General features: G+C 69.3%; 14 protein-coding genes. 5 read left to right on the forward strand and 9 right to left on the reverse strand.

Annotation, left to right across the window (positions count from 1 at the left end):
* Positions 1-62 precede the first annotated feature (62 nt).
* Positions 63-1640 (forward strand): ABC transporter substrate-binding protein, encoded by a 1578-nt coding sequence (locus R9Z33_RS04675; protein ID WP_318650141.1) that lies wholly within the window; start codon positions 63-65, stop codon positions 1638-1640.
* Here the strand turns inward: R9Z33_RS04675 and R9Z33_RS04680 are convergent.
* The 8 genes from R9Z33_RS04680 to R9Z33_RS04715 form a co-directional block, all read right to left on the reverse strand.
* Positions 1637-2593 (reverse strand): PepSY-associated TM helix domain-containing protein, encoded by a 957-nt coding sequence (locus R9Z33_RS04680; protein WP_318650142.1) that lies wholly within the window; start codon positions 2591-2593, stop codon positions 1637-1639. The genes R9Z33_RS04675 and R9Z33_RS04680 overlap by 4 nt on opposite strands.
* Before the next feature lie 86 nt (positions 2594-2679).
* Entirely contained in the window at positions 2680-3651 is a 972-nt protein-coding gene (locus R9Z33_RS04685) for a Bug family tripartite tricarboxylate transporter substrate binding protein (protein WP_318650143.1), read from the reverse strand.
* Complete coding sequence (locus R9Z33_RS04690) at positions 3651-4646, reverse strand: Bug family tripartite tricarboxylate transporter substrate binding protein (protein ID WP_318650144.1); 996 nt, start codon at positions 4644-4646, stop codon at positions 3651-3653. Before R9Z33_RS04690 ends, R9Z33_RS04685 begins: the two co-directional genes overlap by 1 nt.
* Before the next feature lie 82 nt (positions 4647-4728).
* Positions 4729-4887, reverse strand: a complete 159-nt coding sequence (locus R9Z33_RS04695) for a hypothetical protein (protein WP_318650145.1) — start codon at positions 4885-4887, stop codon at positions 4729-4731.
* Between the two features lie 98 nt (positions 4888-4985).
* Positions 4986-6398, reverse strand: a complete 1413-nt coding sequence (gene pgmG, locus R9Z33_RS04700; RefSeq protein ID WP_318650146.1) for a phosphoglucomutase/phosphomannomutase PgmG — start codon at positions 6396-6398, stop codon at positions 4986-4988.
* Positions 6398-7717, reverse strand: a complete 1320-nt coding sequence (locus R9Z33_RS04705; RefSeq protein WP_318650147.1) for a UDP-glucose dehydrogenase family protein — start codon at positions 7715-7717, stop codon at positions 6398-6400. Before R9Z33_RS04705 ends, pgmG begins: the two co-directional genes overlap by 1 nt.
* Positions 7718-7763: 46 nt before the next feature.
* On the reverse strand, positions 7764-8633 hold the full coding sequence (gene galU / locus R9Z33_RS04710) for a UTP--glucose-1-phosphate uridylyltransferase GalU (RefSeq protein WP_318650148.1): 870 nt from the start codon (positions 8631-8633) through the stop codon (positions 7764-7766).
* A 99-nt stretch (positions 8634-8732) separates the two neighbouring features.
* Positions 8733-9899 carry a serine hydrolase gene (locus R9Z33_RS04715; protein ID WP_318650149.1) on the reverse strand — a complete coding sequence of 389 codons (1167 nt, stop codon included), beginning with the start codon at positions 9897-9899 and terminating at the stop codon, positions 8733-8735.
* A gap of 293 nt (positions 9900-10192) precedes the next feature.
* Here R9Z33_RS04715 and R9Z33_RS04720 point away from each other — a divergent pair, with 293 nt between their 5' ends.
* The 4 genes from R9Z33_RS04720 (at position 10193) to R9Z33_RS04735 (ending at position 14402) form a co-directional block, all read left to right on the forward strand.
* On the forward strand, positions 10193-10699 hold the full coding sequence (locus R9Z33_RS04720) for a phasin family protein (protein WP_318650150.1): 507 nt from the start codon (positions 10193-10195) through the stop codon (positions 10697-10699).
* A 366-nt stretch (positions 10700-11065) separates the two neighbouring features.
* Positions 11066-11395, forward strand: coding sequence for an ATP-dependent Clp protease adapter ClpS (clpS, locus tag R9Z33_RS04725; RefSeq protein WP_213617118.1), 330 nt, complete (start codon positions 11066-11068; stop codon positions 11393-11395).
* Positions 11396-11565: 170 nt separating this feature from the next.
* Positions 11566-13920, forward strand: coding sequence for an ATP-dependent Clp protease ATP-binding subunit ClpA (gene clpA, locus R9Z33_RS04730; protein WP_318650151.1), 2355 nt, complete (start codon positions 11566-11568; stop codon positions 13918-13920).
* A 125-nt stretch (positions 13921-14045) separates the two neighbouring features.
* Positions 14046-14402 carry a carboxymuconolactone decarboxylase family protein gene (locus tag R9Z33_RS04735; RefSeq protein ID WP_404830654.1) on the forward strand — a complete coding sequence of 119 codons (357 nt, stop codon included), beginning with the start codon at positions 14046-14048 and terminating at the stop codon, positions 14400-14402.
* Between the two features lie 4 nt (positions 14403-14406).
* Here the strand turns inward: R9Z33_RS04735 and R9Z33_RS04740 are convergent, their stop codons facing one another.
* Positions 14407-15225, reverse strand: a complete 819-nt coding sequence (locus tag R9Z33_RS04740) for an alpha/beta hydrolase (protein WP_318650152.1) — start codon at positions 15223-15225, stop codon at positions 14407-14409.
* Positions 15226-15250: the final 25 nt, after the last annotated feature.

The raw sequence follows: 15250 nt of genomic DNA on the forward strand, positions 1-15250 counted from the left end.
AGGGCGCGCGCCGGGCCCAGGATGCATGCCACGGCGCGCGAAGTCGCCGCGAGGAAGCATCCATGACGATCACCCGACGCTCCACGCTCGCCCTCCCGCTCGCCGGACTGGCCGCGCCCGCCCTGGCGCAGAACCGGGGCGACCCCAATGTGCTGCGGGTGAAGCTCTTCGGCGACCTGCGCGCGCTGGACCCCTTCATCTCGCCCGAATACATGGCCCGCAACCATGGCTACATGGTCTATGACACGCTCTTCGCGCTGGATTCCAAGCTGCGGCCACAGCCGCAGATGGTGGAGAGCCACAGCGTCAGCGCCGACCGGCTGACCTGGGATTTCACGCTGCGCGAGGGCCTGCGCTTCCATGACGGCGCGCCCGTCACCAGCGAGGATGTCGTCGCATCCTTGCGCCGCTGGGCCATCCGCGACGGTCATGGCGCGCAGATGCTGGCCGAGGGCAATACGCTGGTCGCGGTGGATGCGCGCCGCTTCCGCCTGACGTTGCAACGCCCCTGGGCGCTGGTGCTGGATGCGCTGGCCAAGCCCTCGGGCCTGCCTGCCTTCATCATGCCGGCGCGCGTCGCCGCCACGCCCATCACCACGCCCATCACCGACCCGACGGGCAGCGGGCCCTACATGCTGCGGCGGGAGGATTGGCGGCTGGGCGACCGCACCACCTATCGCCGCAACCCGGATTACCGCCCGCGGGCCGAGGCGCCGGACGGGCTGGCCGGCGCCAAGCTCGCGCGGATGGAGCGTATCGAATGGGTGGTGCTGCCGGATTCCAGCAATGCGCTGAACGCCCTGCAGACGGGCGAGCTGGACATCTTCGAGGAGCTGCCGCCCGACCTGTTCCCCATCGTCGCGCGCAACCGCAACCTTCGGCTCGCCGCGCAGGACGCGGCGGGCGTGCAGCCGATCTTCCGCATGAACCAGGCCGTCGCGCCCTTCGACAATGTGCGGCTGCGCCAGGCGATGCGCCTGCTGGTGGACCCGTCGGAGATGATGCCGGCCTACATGACGGATCGCGAGCGCTGGCGCGATTGCCGCAGCTTCTTCCCCTGCGCCTCGCCCTTCCACACGAATGAGGGCTGGGTGACGCCCAACCTGGATCTGGCACGCACGGCGGTGCAGCAGTCCGGCTATGACGGCACGCCGGTGGTGGTGCTGGACGCGCAGGACAGCACGATCAGCAGCACCTTCGCGCGCGTCTCGGCCGACCGGATGCGGCGGGCGGGGATGAATGTGGACCTCCAGGCGATGGACTGGGCGACGCTGGTGACGCGGCGCCTGTCGAAGAATCCGGTGAACCAGGGGGGCTGGAGCCTGTTCTGCTCGGCGCCCGCGGCGGTGGACCTGATGGACCCGGTGAGCCACATCGCGCTGCGTTCGGCCGGCGCGCGGACGGCCTTGCCGGGCTGGCCGGATGACCCCGAGCTGGAGCGGCTGCGCGATGCCTTCGCCTTCGCCGCGACGGAGGAGGAGCGCAAGGCGCTGGCCGTGCAGACGCAGCGCCGTGCGGTGGAGAGCGTGCCCTACCTGCCCTTGGGCATGATGAGCCTGGTGCGCGGCCACAGCGCGCGCCTGAACGGCATCCTGGAGGCCGCGATCCCGGTCTACTGGAACATCACCAAGGCGAGTTAACTCGTCGGAGATGCAAGAACCTGAGGTTCTTGCCGGGGTCGAGGGGCAGCGCCCCTCGATGCCCTGACCTTGCGGCGCATGACCTGCCGCCGCGCCCAAAGATAGATGCCGGTCCCCAGCAGCCCCAGCATGGCGAGGGCGGCGACGAGGTTGGCGAGGCTGCCCAGAACCCCAGCCCAATTCCCCTCATGCAGCAGCCGTGGCCAGTTCCGGGGCAGCGGCTCCAGGCCAGTGGCGGAGGCACGATAGACGGTGGCGGTGCCCGAGGCGTCCAGCACGCGGACATTGCGCGCGCCGCCGGCCGGCCGCACCCAGTCCAGCCCGTTCAGGTCATGCCGTTCGGCGACGAGGCGCAGTGTCTCGGCCAGGGGCGGCGGCGTGCCCGGCAGGCGCGGCGTGGGGGTGGCGAAGCTGATGCCATAGGCCAGGAAGAGGCCGGTGAGCGGGCTGCCGACCAGCAGCGGCAGCAGGGCCCAGCCGGCCAGGCGGTGCCAGCCCAGCACGGTGTGGCGCAGCCGCGGCCAGCCGAGCAGCAGGCCGAGGGGCAGGAGCAGGAGCAGCGCGATGGTGCTCCACTCCACGACCCAGCCGAGGTCGAGCAGCAGGGTCTCGTGGAAGCGGCGGGTGGTGCGGAAGGCGCTGGCGAGGGGACCGGGCTCGATGACTTGCGCGGTCGCGAGGTCGAAGACCTTGGCTCCCCCTGGGCCGTTGCGGCCGCCCAGCGTTGCGGTGCCGTCATAGCCGCGAATGAAGAGGGCGCCGCGCTCGCCCTCCGGCCCCGCGGCATCGAGGATGGCCTGGAGGCGTTCGAGCGTGACCGTGCCGGGGGGTGTGAGGGCCTTCGCGGCGGGCTCGAGGGCCAGGAAGGCGCCGCTGCCGATGACGGCGATGAGCGGCAGGGCGAAGCCCAGCGCCACCCAGAGATGCAACCGCCTGACCCAGGGTTTCAACATGCCACGCACTCCCGCCTCACCCCGGCGGGTTTAACCCGCAGGGGAGTCTCGGGGTGTAAGGCATCGTAGCGTTCTGTGACGCGGCGCTATTCGGCCTGGATGCGCAGCGAGGCGACGACGGGGCGCAGCGCCGCCACCTGCGCATGCACCATCGCGGTGAAGTCCGCCGTCGAATTGCCGCCCGGATCGGCGCCGAGTTCGTCAATGCGTGCGGCCAGCGGCGGGTGGCGGGCGGCGGCGGCGATCTCGGCCTGGAGGCGGACCATCACCGCCTCGGGCGTGCGGGCGGGGGCGAAGAAGCCGTTCCAGCCGAGGATCTCGGCGTTCGGGAAGCCCTGTTCGCGCACCGTGGAGATCTCCGGCAGCAGCCGGTTGCGCGTGGTGGAGCGGATGGCAATGGGGCGCACCGCCCCGGCGCGGATATGGGGCAGGCCAGTGGACAGCTGGTCCCCGCCGAACTGGATGCGGCCCACGATCAGGTCCTGGATCAGGAGCGAGGCGCCACGGAAGGGCACGTGCTCCATCTGGAAATTTCCGTCGCGCTTCAGCACCTCGCCCACCAGGTGGCCGGCGCTGCCGGGGCCGGTGGAGCCATAGAAGGGCGGGCGGGGCTGCTGGCGCGCCCAGGCGATGAATTCGGGCACGGTGGTGGCCGGCACCGAGGGGTGGACCATCACCACCGTCGGCACCAGGGCGCCCAGGCTGATGGGGGCGAAGTCGCGCTCGATCGAATGGATGGCGCGGTTCTGGAACTCCATCACCGCGCTGGTCGAGGAGAAGGTGGAGTTGTGGAACAGCAGCACCTGGCCGTCGGGCGGGGCCTTGGCGACGATGTCCGCGCCGATCGAGCCGCCGCCGCCACCGCGGTTTTCCACGAGGATGGGCACACCGAGCGTCTCGGTCAGTCGGTTGCCATAGAGGCGGGCCAGGATGTCGGTCGTGCCGCCGGCCGCGAAGGGGACGATCACGCGGATCGGGCCGCTGGGCGTCCAGGCCTGCGCGCGGGCGACGAGCGGCGCCGCGAGGACGGGCGTTGCGAGCAGCGCGCGGCGTTGCATCACTCGACCCGCATCTGGAGCGACTGCACGAGCGGACGCATGGCGGCGATCTGCGCGTGCACCTGCTGGGTGAATTCCGCGCTGGAATTGCCGCCGGGCTCGGCGCCCAGCTCCTGGATGCGCGCGGCCAGCGGCGGGTGGCGGGCGGCCGCGGCGATCTCGGCCTGGAGGCGGACCAGCACCGCCTCGGGCGTGCGGGCGGGGGCGAAGAAGCCGTTCCAGCCCAGCATCTCGGCGTTCGGGAAACCCTGCTCGCGCACGGTCGGCACATCCGGCAGCGCGCCGGCGCGGGTGGCGGCCAGGGTGCCGATGGGGCGCAGCGCGCCGCCGCGGATATGGGTGAGCGAGGAGGAGAGCTGGTCTCCGCCGAACTGGATCCGGCCCGCCAGCATGTCCTGCACCAGCGGCGCGGCGCCGCGGAAGGGCACGTGCTCCATCGGGAAGTTGCCGTCGCGCTTCAGCACCTCGCCCATCAGGTTCATGGTGCTGCCCGGCCCGGTCGAGCCATAGAAGGGCGGCGTGGGCTGCGCCCGCGCCCAGGTGGCGAATTCCGTGATGGTGCGGGCGGGCACATCACGATGCACCAGCAGCATCATCGGCACATTGGCGCCCATGCTGATGGGGGCGAAGTCGCGCTCGATGGAATGGGGCGCGCGGTTGGCGAATTCCAGCGCGGCGGTGGTGGTGCTGAAGGTGAGGTTGTGGAAGAGCAGCGTCTGCCCGTCCGGCGCCGCCTTGGCCACCACGTCCGAGCCGATGGAACCGCCGGCGCCGCCGCGATTTTCCACCACGACGGAGACGCCCATCGTCTCCGTCAGGCGCTGGGCATAGAGGCGCGCCAGGATGTCGGTGGTGCCGCCGGCCGGGAAGGGCACGATGATCCGGATGGGCCCGGTGGGCGTCCAGGCCTGCGCGCGTGCGCGGCCAGGGGCCAGGGCGGGCACCACGGCAGGGGTGGCTAGCAGGGCAAGGCTCAGGCTGCGGCGGGACAACATGGATCCGGCATCTCCCAGTTCGCGCCGGATTCCTGTTTCGTCCGGCTGCGGGAGACAGCTTGCGGGCCGCGGATGGAAGCCGTCAACCGGTGCCGGAAAACACCCAGGCCGTCATGACGATGGCGCCGGAGACGGCGGCGGCTTCCAGGCTGAAGCGCAGCAGGTCGGCCGCTTCGCGCCAGCGGCTGGCGCGGGCCACGGGTTGCGCGCTGCGGGCGCGTTCGGCACTCGGATCCTGCATGCCCGACCACTCCGGTTGGAGACACGGCATATAAGTCGGGCAACGGGTCCGGAACAAGTCGCAAGCGATGCGAATTTGTTAAAAAAGAGGCAGCCGGCTCAGTGGCCGGCATTCTCCCCCGAGAAATCCGGCGCTTCGAGGCCCGATGCCTCCAATTGGCGCACAAGCTGGGCCTTCAGCCGCTCCAGCCCCGCCTCGGTCTTCGCCTCGCAGCGGGCGACCAGCACGGCCTGGGTGTTGGAGGCGCGCAGCAGCCACCAGCCATCCTCGCTCAGCACGCGCACGCCATCCACCGCCTGGACCTGCGCGCCCTCGGTGGCGAGGCGGCCGCGGACCTCCTCGATCACCTCGAACTTGCGGGTCTCGTCGCAGTTGAAGCGGAGCTCCGGGGTGTTCAGCACCACGGGCAGGGCGGCCCGCATCTGGGCGAGCGTCTCGTCGCTGCGGGCCAGGATGTCGAGCAGGCGGACGCCGGAATAGAGCGCGTCGTCGAAGCCATACCACTTGTCGGCGAAGAAGGTGTGGCCGGACATCTCGCCGGCCAGCGGGCAGCCGGTCTCGGCCATCTTCTGCTTGATGAGGCTGTGGCCGGTCTTCCACATCAGCGGCTGGCCGCCGGCCTTCGCCACTTCGTCGAAGAGCACCTGGCTCGCCTTCACATCGGCGATGATGGTCGCACCCGGATGGGCCTTCAGCACGTCGCGGGCGAGGACGACCAGAAGCTGGTCGCCGAAGAGCATGTGCCCCTCGCCATCCACCACGCCGATGCGGTCGGCGTCACCATCGAAGGCGATGCCGAGATCGGCGCCCTCGGCCTTCACGCGCGCGATGATCTGCTCGAGGTTCTTGAGCACGGTGGGGTCGGGGTGGTGGTTCGGGAAATTGCCGTCGATCTCGCCATTGATGACGACATGCTTGCCCGGGAGCTTCTTCACCAGCCGCTCGGTGATGGCGCCGCCCGAGCCATTGCCCGGGTCCCACACCACGTTCAGCGTCTTGGCCCCGCCCGCGTAGTCCTGGACCATGCGGGCGATATAGGCCTCGCTCACATCCACGTCGTGCGCCGTGCCGGGCTTCTCGGGCACCACGTCACCGGCGGCGGCCATGGCGCCGAGCGCCTGGATGTCTTTCCCGAAGAACGGCTTCTTGCCGATCATCATCTTGAAGCCGTTGTAGTTCGGCGGGTTGTGACTGCCGGTCAGCATCACCGCGCCATCGGCCTTCTGGTCGTAGCTCGCGAAATAGAGCATGGGCGTCGGCCCGCAGCCGATGCGGATCACCTCCATGCCGGAGGCGACGAGGCCATCCACCAGGTGCTTCTGCAGCTCGGGCGAGGAAAGCCGCCCATCCCAGCCCACCGCCACGCGATGGCCGCCGGAGCGCGCGATGATGCTGCCGAAGACGCGCCCGATGGCGAAGGCATCCGCCGGGTTCAGCGTCTGCCCGACGATGCCGCGAATGTCGTATTCGCGCAGCGACGTCTTGTCGAACTGGTGAGAAAATCCGGGCATCAGGGTCGTCCGATCGAGGAATAGATGAAGCCCGCCTCGCGCATCGCGGCCGGGTCATAGATGTTGCGCAGATCGAGCATCACGCGGCCAGACATGGCGCCTGCCAGCTTCTCGGGCGATATGTTGCGGAACTCGTTCCACTCGGTCAGCACCACCGCCGCCTCGGCGCCGGCCACCGCGTCCAGCGCGTTGTTGGCGTAATGGACCGCGGCGGGCAGCAGCGGCCGCGCGAAATTCATCCCCTGCGGGTCGAAGGCGCGGATGATCGCACCGGCGGCGACGAGCTTGGGCACGATCTCGAGCGAGGGCGCGTCCCGCATGTCGTCCGTCTCGGGCTTGAAGGTCAGGCCCAGCACGGCGATGGTCTTGCCCGCCACGCTGCCGCCGCAGGCCGCGATCACGCGGTCCGCCATGGCGAGCTTGCGGCTGTCATTCACCGCGATCGTCGCCTCGACCAGCCGGAGCGGCGTGCCGAGATCCTGGCCGGTCCGCGCGAAGGCCAGCGTGTCCTTCGGGAAGCAGGAGCCGCCATAGCCCGGCCCCGCATGCAGGAACTTGCGGCCGATGCGACCATCGAGGCCGATGCCGCGCGCCACCTGCTGCACATCCGCGCCGGCCTTCTCGCAGAGGTCGGCCACCTCGTTGATGAAGCTGATCTTCATCGCGAGGAAGGCGTTGGCGGCGTATTTGATGATCTCGGCCGTCTCGAGGCCGGTCGCCACGATCGGCGTCTCGATCAGGTAGAGCGGGCGGTAGAGGCGCTTGAGCACGGCCTCCGCGCGCGCCCCCGCCTCGCCCTCCTCGATGCCGATGACCACGCGGTCCGGGCGCATGAAGTCGCCGATGGCCGCACCCTCGCGCAGGAATTCGGGGTTGGAGGCGACGGCGATGTCGAGGTCGGGCCGGACGGCCTTCACCCGGCGCTTCACCTCGCGCCCCGTGCCCACCGGCACGGTGGACTTGGTGACGAGGACCAGCGGGCCCTTGGCGGCGCGGGCCACCTGCTCGGCCGCGGCGAAGACGTAGCTGAGGTCGGCATGGCCATCGCCGCGCCGCGTCGGCGTGCCGACGGCGAGGAAGACGGCCTCCGCCCCCTGCATCGCCTCGTCCAGGTCGGTCGTGAAGGTCAGACGGCCCTCGCGGGCATTGTCGTCCACCAGGTGATCCAGGCGCGGCTCATAGATGGGGATGCGGCCGGCCTTCAGCGCCTCGATCTTCGCGGGGTCGGTGTCCACGACCGCCACATCCACCCCGAACTCGGCGAAGCAGGCGCCCGAGACCAGGCCGACATAGCCAGCACCGATCATCACAATCTTCATGCTCTCAGCCTCTCCGGAAAACGCGCGCCAGGATCAGGGATCCGGCTTAACGATAGCTGTCGAGGAAGCGCCGGACGGCGGGCGCGATCTCGGGGCGGGCGAGCGCGAAGGCGATCTGCGCCTCCAGGAAGCCCACCTTGTCGCCGCAGTCGAACCGCCTTCCCTCATAGCGCAGGCCATGGAAGGGCTGGGTGCCGATCAGCTTCGCCATGCTGTCGGTCAGCTGGATCTCGCCGCCCGCGCCCTTCTCCATCTTGGAGAGATGGCCGATCACCTCGGGCATCAGCACATAGCGGCCGATGATGGTGAGGTTGGAGGGCGCCTTGTCCACCGGCGGCTTCTCGACCAGGCCCTTCACGGAGACGAGGCGGCCCATGTCCTTCTCGATGTCGAGCACGCCATACTTGTTCACGCGCTCCATCGGCACTTCCTCGATGGCGACGACATTCCCGCCGGTCTCGGCATAGGCTTCCGCGAGCTGGCCGATGCAGGGCTTGTCGCACTGCATGAGGTCATCGGGCAGGAGGATGGCGAAGGGGTCGTCGCCGATGAAGGCGCGGGCGCACCAGATGGCGTGGCCGAGGCCGAGCGGCACCTGCTGGCGCACGGTGAGCAGGCTGCCGGGCGTGATGGCGAGGCCGCGCAGCTCCTCCAGGATCTCGGTCTTGTTGCGCTCCTCCAGCGTCTTCTCCAGCTCATAGGCCACGTCGAAATGCTCGACGATGCTGGTCTTGCCGCGGCCGGTGACGAAGCAGAACTGCTCGATGCCGGCGGCGCGCGCCTCATCCACCGCGTATTGGATCAGCGGCCGGTCCACGACGGGCAGCATCTCCTTCGCCAGCGCCTTGGTGGCGGGAAGGAAGCGCGTCCCCATGCCTGCAACGGGCATGACGGCCTTCTTCAGCGGCTTGGGCATCGGATCTCATCCCTGACTATCAACACGTCGACTGTTGCCACGCCCAAGCCCCAGGCGACAAGCCGTGCCGCGTAACGATTCGCGGCGTGAGGATGGGATTCAACCTCCGTTGCGGGCCACCTGCTGCGGCCGCGGGGCGGCGGGCGCCTGGGTGGTGCGCGGTGGCGTGCGCGGGGTGGCGGCGGGGCGGCTCTGCGGGGTGGCGGGCTGGCTGGCGGGGCGGCGGGGCTGCGCGGGCTGGGTGGCCGCGGGGCGTGTGGCCGGGCGCGTGGCGGGGCGCGTCGCGACCGGCCGCGTGGTCGAGACATTCTGCATGCGCGGCTGGCCGCTGGCCGGGCGGGCGGCGGTCTGCACGCGGCGCGGGCCGGGGCCGACCGTCGGGTCGCGGCCCGCGACGACGCGGGGCGCCGCCTGCGCCATCACCGGCACGGAGCGGACGCCCATGCGCTGGAATCCGTCATCGAGCAGTCCGGCCATGTGGTTGTTGCGCTGCGGCCAGGAGGAGCCGCCGAAGACGGCGCCGACGAGGCGCACGCCCTCGCGCTGGGCGGAGGTGACGATGTTGAAGCCCGAGGCGTTGATGAAGCCGGTCTTGATGCCATCCGTGCCCGGATAGTCGCGCAGCATGCCGTTGTGGTTGCGGATCATGCGGTTGCCATGGGCGAAATACTGCGTGCCGAAATAGTGGTAGTGCTCGGGGAAGTCGGCGATCAGGCGGCGGCCCAGCAGCACCATGTCCCGCGCCGTGGTCACCTGCTCGGGGTCGGGCAGGCCGGAGGCGTTGCGGAAGGTGGTGCGCGTCATGCCGAGCGACCGCGCCCGCATCGTCATGGCGCGGGCGAAGGCATCCTCGTCGCCCGAGAGCGCCTCGCCCACCGCGGCGGCCACGTCATTGGCCGAGCGGGTGACCAGGGCCAGGATCGCGCTCTCGGCCGAGATGCTGCCGCCGGCCGGCACGCCGAGCTTGGAGGGCGGGCGGGAGGCGGCCTCGGCGCTCATGCGGATCGGCGTGGAGAGGTTGAGGCGGCCGTCGCGCATCGCCTCGAACAGCATGTAGAGCGTCATCATCTTGGTGAGCGAGGCGGGGTGGCGCGTCTCATCCGCGTTCGCGGCGCTGAGCACCTGGCCGGTCCGTGCCTCGACGACGATGGAGGCGTAGCGGTCCCGCGCGGTGATCTGGGCGCCGGCGGGGCCGGTGGCGGCGAGGCCCGTGCAAAGGCCGAGGAAAACCGCCAGCGTGGCGCGCGACAAGAAAGAGATGGTCATTCGGTTCCCCAGCGCGCACCGGTGTCGCCTCCCCCAAGGCTCAGTCGGCACGCTCACGCTCTGCGCGCAAAGAAACAGCCAAGCGGCCGTTTGTCCATCCGTTTCGCGGGGGAGGGGTGGTTTTGAGGGGGTGCCGGCGGTTTTGTGCAGTGCACAAAAAAATCCTTGCATCGGGGCGGGCGGGGTCCTAGATAGGCTCCATGCTGCATTGCAGCAAAACACGGCCTCCCAGTTCGTCCCTCGGGCTTTCCCTCTCGGACCGGCTGACAGGCCACTGACGAAGGAAGACGATCATGGCCACCCAGGCTGACATGAAGAAGGCGATGAGCCAGGCCGCGCAGACCGGCGCCGCCACCGCGAAGAAGCTGGTCGAGGACACCACTGTCCAGGCCCGCGCCGCCGTCGAGAAGACGATGGAGACCGCGAACAAGACCGCGGGCGACCTGCTGAAGGCCGCCGAGGAAGCCGCCGAGTTCGGCCGTGGCAACCTCGAGGCGCTGACCAAGGCGTCGCAGCTCTACGTGACCGGCGTGCAGGACCTGTCCCGCCAGACGATGGCGATGTTCCAGGCCTTCTCCGAGCACACGATCGAGGGCGTGAAGGCGCTGTCGAGCGTGAAGAGCCTCAAGGAAGCCGCCGATTTCCAGGCCTCCTTCACCAAGACGGCCTTCGAGCGCGCCGTGAACGACACGACGAAGATCTCGGAAGCCGCCATGAAGCTGGCCGAGACCTCGATCGAGCCGATCTCGGCCCGCATGACGCTCGCCATGGAGAAGATGGCGAAGCCGATCGCGGCGTAATGCATCGCCCTCAGGGGCCGGGCGCGCGCCCTGCGCGCCTCGCTTCGGCTCGCTGAAGCGATCCGGCCTGGGGGTGATCGCCTGCACTTGCGGGCTCCGGCTCGCTTGATGGAACCCGGCCGTTCGCGCGGCCGGGTTTTCGCGTTTCGGGGCGAGTCGTGCCGGCTGGCGTGGGGCGCGGCGCCTCCGCGCCCGGATTTTCCGGCCCTCATGCCCTGTTTCCGCGTTTCGTTTCGGTTATTCGGCGCCCGGATGTGCCAAACCCCTTTCCGTGGGGCCTCGGCAACCGATATTCTGCACGGCGTAGACCCGCGCCCAGACTGTGAATGGATGGACCCCCGGAACGTTATGATGAAGCCGATCACCATGTCCGATCCGGATAAGCGCGACGGCGATGGCGGGCCCGCCACCGGCGTCGTCGTCAAGCCGCGCCCGAAGACCAAGAAGCCGGCGATGTACAAGGTCCTGATGCTGAACGACGACTACACGCCGATGGAGTTCGTCGTCCACGTGCTGGAGCGCTTCTTCCAGAAGAACCGGGACGAGGCGACGCGCATCATGATGCACGTCCATCGCCGCGGCGTGGGCGTCTGCGGGGTCTATACCTACGAGGTCGCCGAGACCAAGGTGACGCAGGTGATGGATCTGGCCCGCCAGAACCAGCACCCGCTGCAGTGCACGATCGAAAAAGAGTAGGGCTCGAAAGAGTAGGGCTCGAAAGAGTGAGACGTAAGACTATCACCGCACGGCATGAAAATTTTGACATGACGTGCGGGGTGTGACGGCAAGGGAGCGCCACCACATCATCATCAATCCGCCACGATCCGATCCTCGGATCTGGCCTTCTCCAGTGGGAGCGTTGATCCATGCTGTCCCGCAACCTTGAGCAGACGCTCCATCGCGCGCTTGGCCTCGCCAATGACCGCCGCCATGAATACGCCACCCTCGAACACCTGCTCCTCGCCCTGGGCGATGACGCGGATGCCACCACCGTGCTGCGTGCCTGCGGCGTGGATGTGGACCGCCTGAAGCGGGAACTCACCGAATTCCTCGACAAGGACCTGGCCGGCCTGGTCAGCGACCGCACCGGCGATCCGAAGCCCACCGCCGGCTTCCAGCGCGTCGTGCAGCGGGCCGCCATCCATGTGCAGTCCTCCGGGCGGGACGAGGTGACGGGTGCGAATGTGCTCGTCGCCCTGTTCAGCGAGCGCGAGAGCCATGCCGTCTATTTCCTGCAGCTGCAGGACATGACGCGCCTGGATGCCGTGAACTTCATCAGCCATGGCATCGCCAAGGCCCCCGGCCGCTCGCAGCCGCGCCCCGTCCAGGGCCAGGCGCCGACGCCGGAGGAGAATGCCGGCAAGGAGGAGCGCGAGGAGAAGCCGCGCGGCGGCAACCGCAACCAGGATGCGCTCAGCACCTATTGCGTGAACCTCAACAAGCGCGCCCAGGCCGGCAAGATCGACCCCTTGATCGGCCGTGACCACGAGATCGAGCGCACGATCCAGATCCTTTGCCGCCGCACCAAGAACAACCCGCTCTATGTGGGTGACCCGGGCGTGGGCAAGACGGCCATCGCCGAGGGCCTCGCCAAGCGCATCGTCGAGGGCGACGTGCCGGAGGTGCTGGCCAAGTCCACCATCTACTCGCTGGACATGGGCAGCCTGCTGGCCGGCACGCGCTATCGCGGCGATTTCGAGGAGCGGCTGAAGGCCGTGGTGAATGAGCTGGAGGCCCAGCCGGGCTCCATCCTCTTCATCGACGAGATCCACACGGTGATCGGCGCCGGTGCCACTTCGGGCGGTGCGATGGATGCGTCGAACCTGCTGAAGCCGGCGCTCGCCCAGGGCACGCTGCGCTGCGTGGGTTCCACCACCTACAAGGAATACCGCAACCACTTCGAGAAGGACCGCGCGCTGGTGCGGCGCTTCCAGAAGATCGACGTGAACGAGCCCACGGTCGAGGATGCGGTGAAGATCCTGCTGGGGCTGAAGACCAACTACGAGAAGCACCACAAGGTGAAGTACACGCCGGAGGCGATCCGCGCCGCGGTGGAGCTCTCGGCCCGCTACATCCATGACCGCAAGTTGCCGGACAAGGCGATCGACGTGATCGACGAAGTCGGCGCCTCGCGCATGCTGGTGCCGGAGAACAAGCGCAAGAAGACCGTGACGCTGAAGGATGTGGAGGAGGTGGTGGCGAAGATCGCCCGCATTCCGCCCAAATCCGTCTCGGCGGACGACAAGGAGACGCTCCGCACGCTGGAGCGCGACCTCAAGGGCATGGTCTTCGGCCAGGATCGCGCGATCGAGGCGCTGGCCGCGGCCATCAAGCTCAGCCGCGCCGGCCTGCGGGACCCGGAGAAGCCGATCGGCAACTACCTGTTCAGCGGCCCCACCGGCGTCGGCAAGACGGAGGTGGCGAAGCAGCTCAGCAAGACGCTCGGCATCGAGCTGCTGCGCTTCGACATGTCGGAATACATGGAGCGGCACAGCGTCAGCCGCCTGATCGGCGCGCCGCCGGGCTATGTGGGCTTCGACCAGGGCGGCCTGCTGACCGACGGCATCGACCAGCATCCGCATTGCGTGCTGCTGCTGGACGAGATCGAGAAGGCGCATCCGGATCTCTATGCCATCCTCCTGCAGGTGATGGATCACGGGAAGCTGACCGACCACAACGGCAAGACGGTGGATTTCCGCAACGTCATCCTCATCATGACGACGAATGCGGGTGCCGCCGACATGCAGAAGGCCGCCATCGGCTTCGGCAGCGACGTCCGCAAGGGCGAGGATGAGGAGGCGGTGAAGCGCATGTTCACCCCCGAATTCCGCAACCGCCTGGATGCGGTGATTCCCTTCGCCGGCCTCTCCGCCGAGATCGTGGCGCAGGTGGTCGAGAAGTTCGTGATGCAGCTCGAGGCGCAGCTCGCCGACCGCAACGTCACGATCGAGCTCAGCTCCGCCGCCAAGGAATGGCTGGCCGAGCGCGGCTACGACCCGCTCTATGGCGCGCGGCCGCTGGCCCGCGTGATCCAGGAGCATGTGAAGAAGCCGCTGGCCGAGGAACTGCTCTTCGGCAAGCTGGTGAAGGGCGGCGCCGTCAAGGTGAACCTGGTGGACGGCGCGCTCAGCTTCGACATCACCGAACCGCCGCCGGCCGCCCTGCCCAAGCCCGAGGGCGATGGCGAGTCGGAGAAGGAGTCGGAGGCGACCGCCGAATAGCGTCTGGTGGCCTTCGCGAAGCGAAGGCCCGAATCAGCCGCGCGAGAGCGGCGGCGTTCAAGCCTTGCCTACAGGGCCCCGGTGGGAAACCATCGGGGCCTTCTGCATTTCCAGGGAATGACGCCATGACCGAAGACACGCGCATCGAGGATTGGGACAGCTACAGCGCCGGGCTCCGCGCCCGCGGCAAGGAGCTCTCCGCGATCCATCCCGAGCTGATGAAGGGCTTCGGCGCCCTCTCGCGCGGGGCTTCGACCACGAAGCACCTGGATGCGAAGACGCGGGAGATGATCGCGCTCGCCGTCGCCGTCACCACGCGCTGCGAGGGCTGCATTGATGCGCATGCGCGCAAGGCGCGCGCGGCCGGCGCCACGAAGGAGGAAGTGGCCGAGGCGCTGGGCGTCGCCATCGCGCTGAACGCCGGCGCGGCGCTGACCTATTCGCTGCATGTGCTGGACGCGCTGGACGGCGCGACCGGCTGAGCCGTCACGCCCGCAGGAAGCGGGCGACCTCCTCCCGCACGCCTTCCTCCGCGAGGCCGAGGGCGCGCAGCGGCTCGGCCAGGGCGGCGAGGACGCCGACATGACCCATCCCGGGCCAGGTGACGTGCCGCGCCGGCACGCCGGCCGCGCGCGCGCGTTCCGCCATGATGCGCGAGTGATAGGGGCCCACGATGGTGTCGGCCTCGCCATGCAGCAGGAGGAGGGGCGGCGTCTGTCCCGCGCGCAGCGGCGTGGGCGCGGCCTGGATGCGCGGCTGCGGGAAGATCTGTGGCGGCGTCACCTCATGCGCGCCGAAATCATAGGGGCCGGCCAGCCCGATGAAGCCGCCCACGGAAGGCTGCACGCCCCAGGCGGGGTCGAGCGCCACGCAGGCGGCGTTGAAGGCGCCGGCCGAATGGCCCATCAGGACGAGGCGCCGGCGTGGCTCGCGCGCGGCCAGCACGCGCACCGCGCGCGCCGTATCCGTGACGAAATCAGGGAAGGCCACTTCGGGCCAGAGGCGGTAATCCGGCACCGCAACCAGGCAGCCCATGCGCGCGAGGGGCAGCGCCACGAAGCGGTATTCGCCCCGCGCGCCGTCACGCCAGCCGCCACCATGCAGGAAGATCAGCAGAGGCGCCGTCTCCGGCAAGCTGGCCGGGCGATAGAGGTCCATGCGCTGGCGCGGCAGCGGGCCATAGGCGATCCCCTCCTCGCGCGTCACGTCGCGCGTGGGCGTCAGCGCATTGGCAAGGTCGGTGGCCGAGCAGCCGGTGAGCGGCAGCCCGGCGCCGAGGGCCAGGAGGGTGCGGCGGTGCGGCATGGCCAGGATACGCGCCAGCCCCCGC

This window comes from Sediminicoccus rosea (assembly GCF_033547095.1).
Taxonomy (GTDB): domain Bacteria; phylum Pseudomonadota; class Alphaproteobacteria; order Acetobacterales; family Acetobacteraceae; genus Roseococcus; species Roseococcus rosea.

Coding starts and splice junctions, on each gene's coding strand:
- R9Z33_RS04720 (WP_318650150.1), top strand. CDS start 10,193: ATGGCCACCCAGGCTGACATGAAGAAGGCGATGAGCCAGGCCGCGCAG.
- galU (WP_318650148.1), bottom strand. CDS start 8,633: ATGCCCAAGCCGCTGAAGAAGGCCGTCATGCCCGTTGCAGGCATGGGG.
- R9Z33_RS04680 (WP_318650142.1), bottom strand. CDS start 2,593: ATGTTGAAACCCTGGGTCAGGCGGTTGCATCTCTGGGTGGCGCTGGGC.
- R9Z33_RS04690 (WP_318650144.1), bottom strand. CDS start 4,646: ATGTTGTCCCGCCGCAGCCTGAGCCTTGCCCTGCTAGCCACCCCTGCC.
- R9Z33_RS04695 (WP_318650145.1), bottom strand. CDS start 4,887: ATGCAGGATCCGAGTGCCGAACGCGCCCGCAGCGCGCAACCCGTGGCC.
- clpA (WP_318650151.1), top strand. CDS start 11,566: ATGCTGTCCCGCAACCTTGAGCAGACGCTCCATCGCGCGCTTGGCCTC.
- R9Z33_RS04685 (WP_318650143.1), bottom strand. CDS start 3,651: ATGCAACGCCGCGCGCTGCTCGCAACGCCCGTCCTCGCGGCGCCGCTC.
- R9Z33_RS04735 (WP_404830654.1), top strand. CDS start 14,046: ATGACCGAAGACACGCGCATCGAGGATTGGGACAGCTACAGCGCCGGG.
- R9Z33_RS04740 (WP_318650152.1), bottom strand. CDS start 15,225: ATGCCGCACCGCCGCACCCTCCTGGCCCTCGGCGCCGGGCTGCCGCTC.
- R9Z33_RS04705 (WP_318650147.1), bottom strand. CDS start 7,717: ATGAAGATTGTGATGATCGGTGCTGGCTATGTCGGCCTGGTCTCGGGC.
- clpS (WP_213617118.1), top strand. CDS start 11,066: ATGTCCGATCCGGATAAGCGCGACGGCGATGGCGGGCCCGCCACCGGC.
- R9Z33_RS04715 (WP_318650149.1), bottom strand. CDS start 9,899: ATGACCATCTCTTTCTTGTCGCGCGCCACGCTGGCGGTTTTCCTCGGC.
- R9Z33_RS04675 (WP_318650141.1), top strand. CDS start 63: ATGACGATCACCCGACGCTCCACGCTCGCCCTCCCGCTCGCCGGACTG.
- pgmG (WP_318650146.1), bottom strand. CDS start 6,398: ATGCCCGGATTTTCTCACCAGTTCGACAAGACGTCGCTGCGCGAATAC.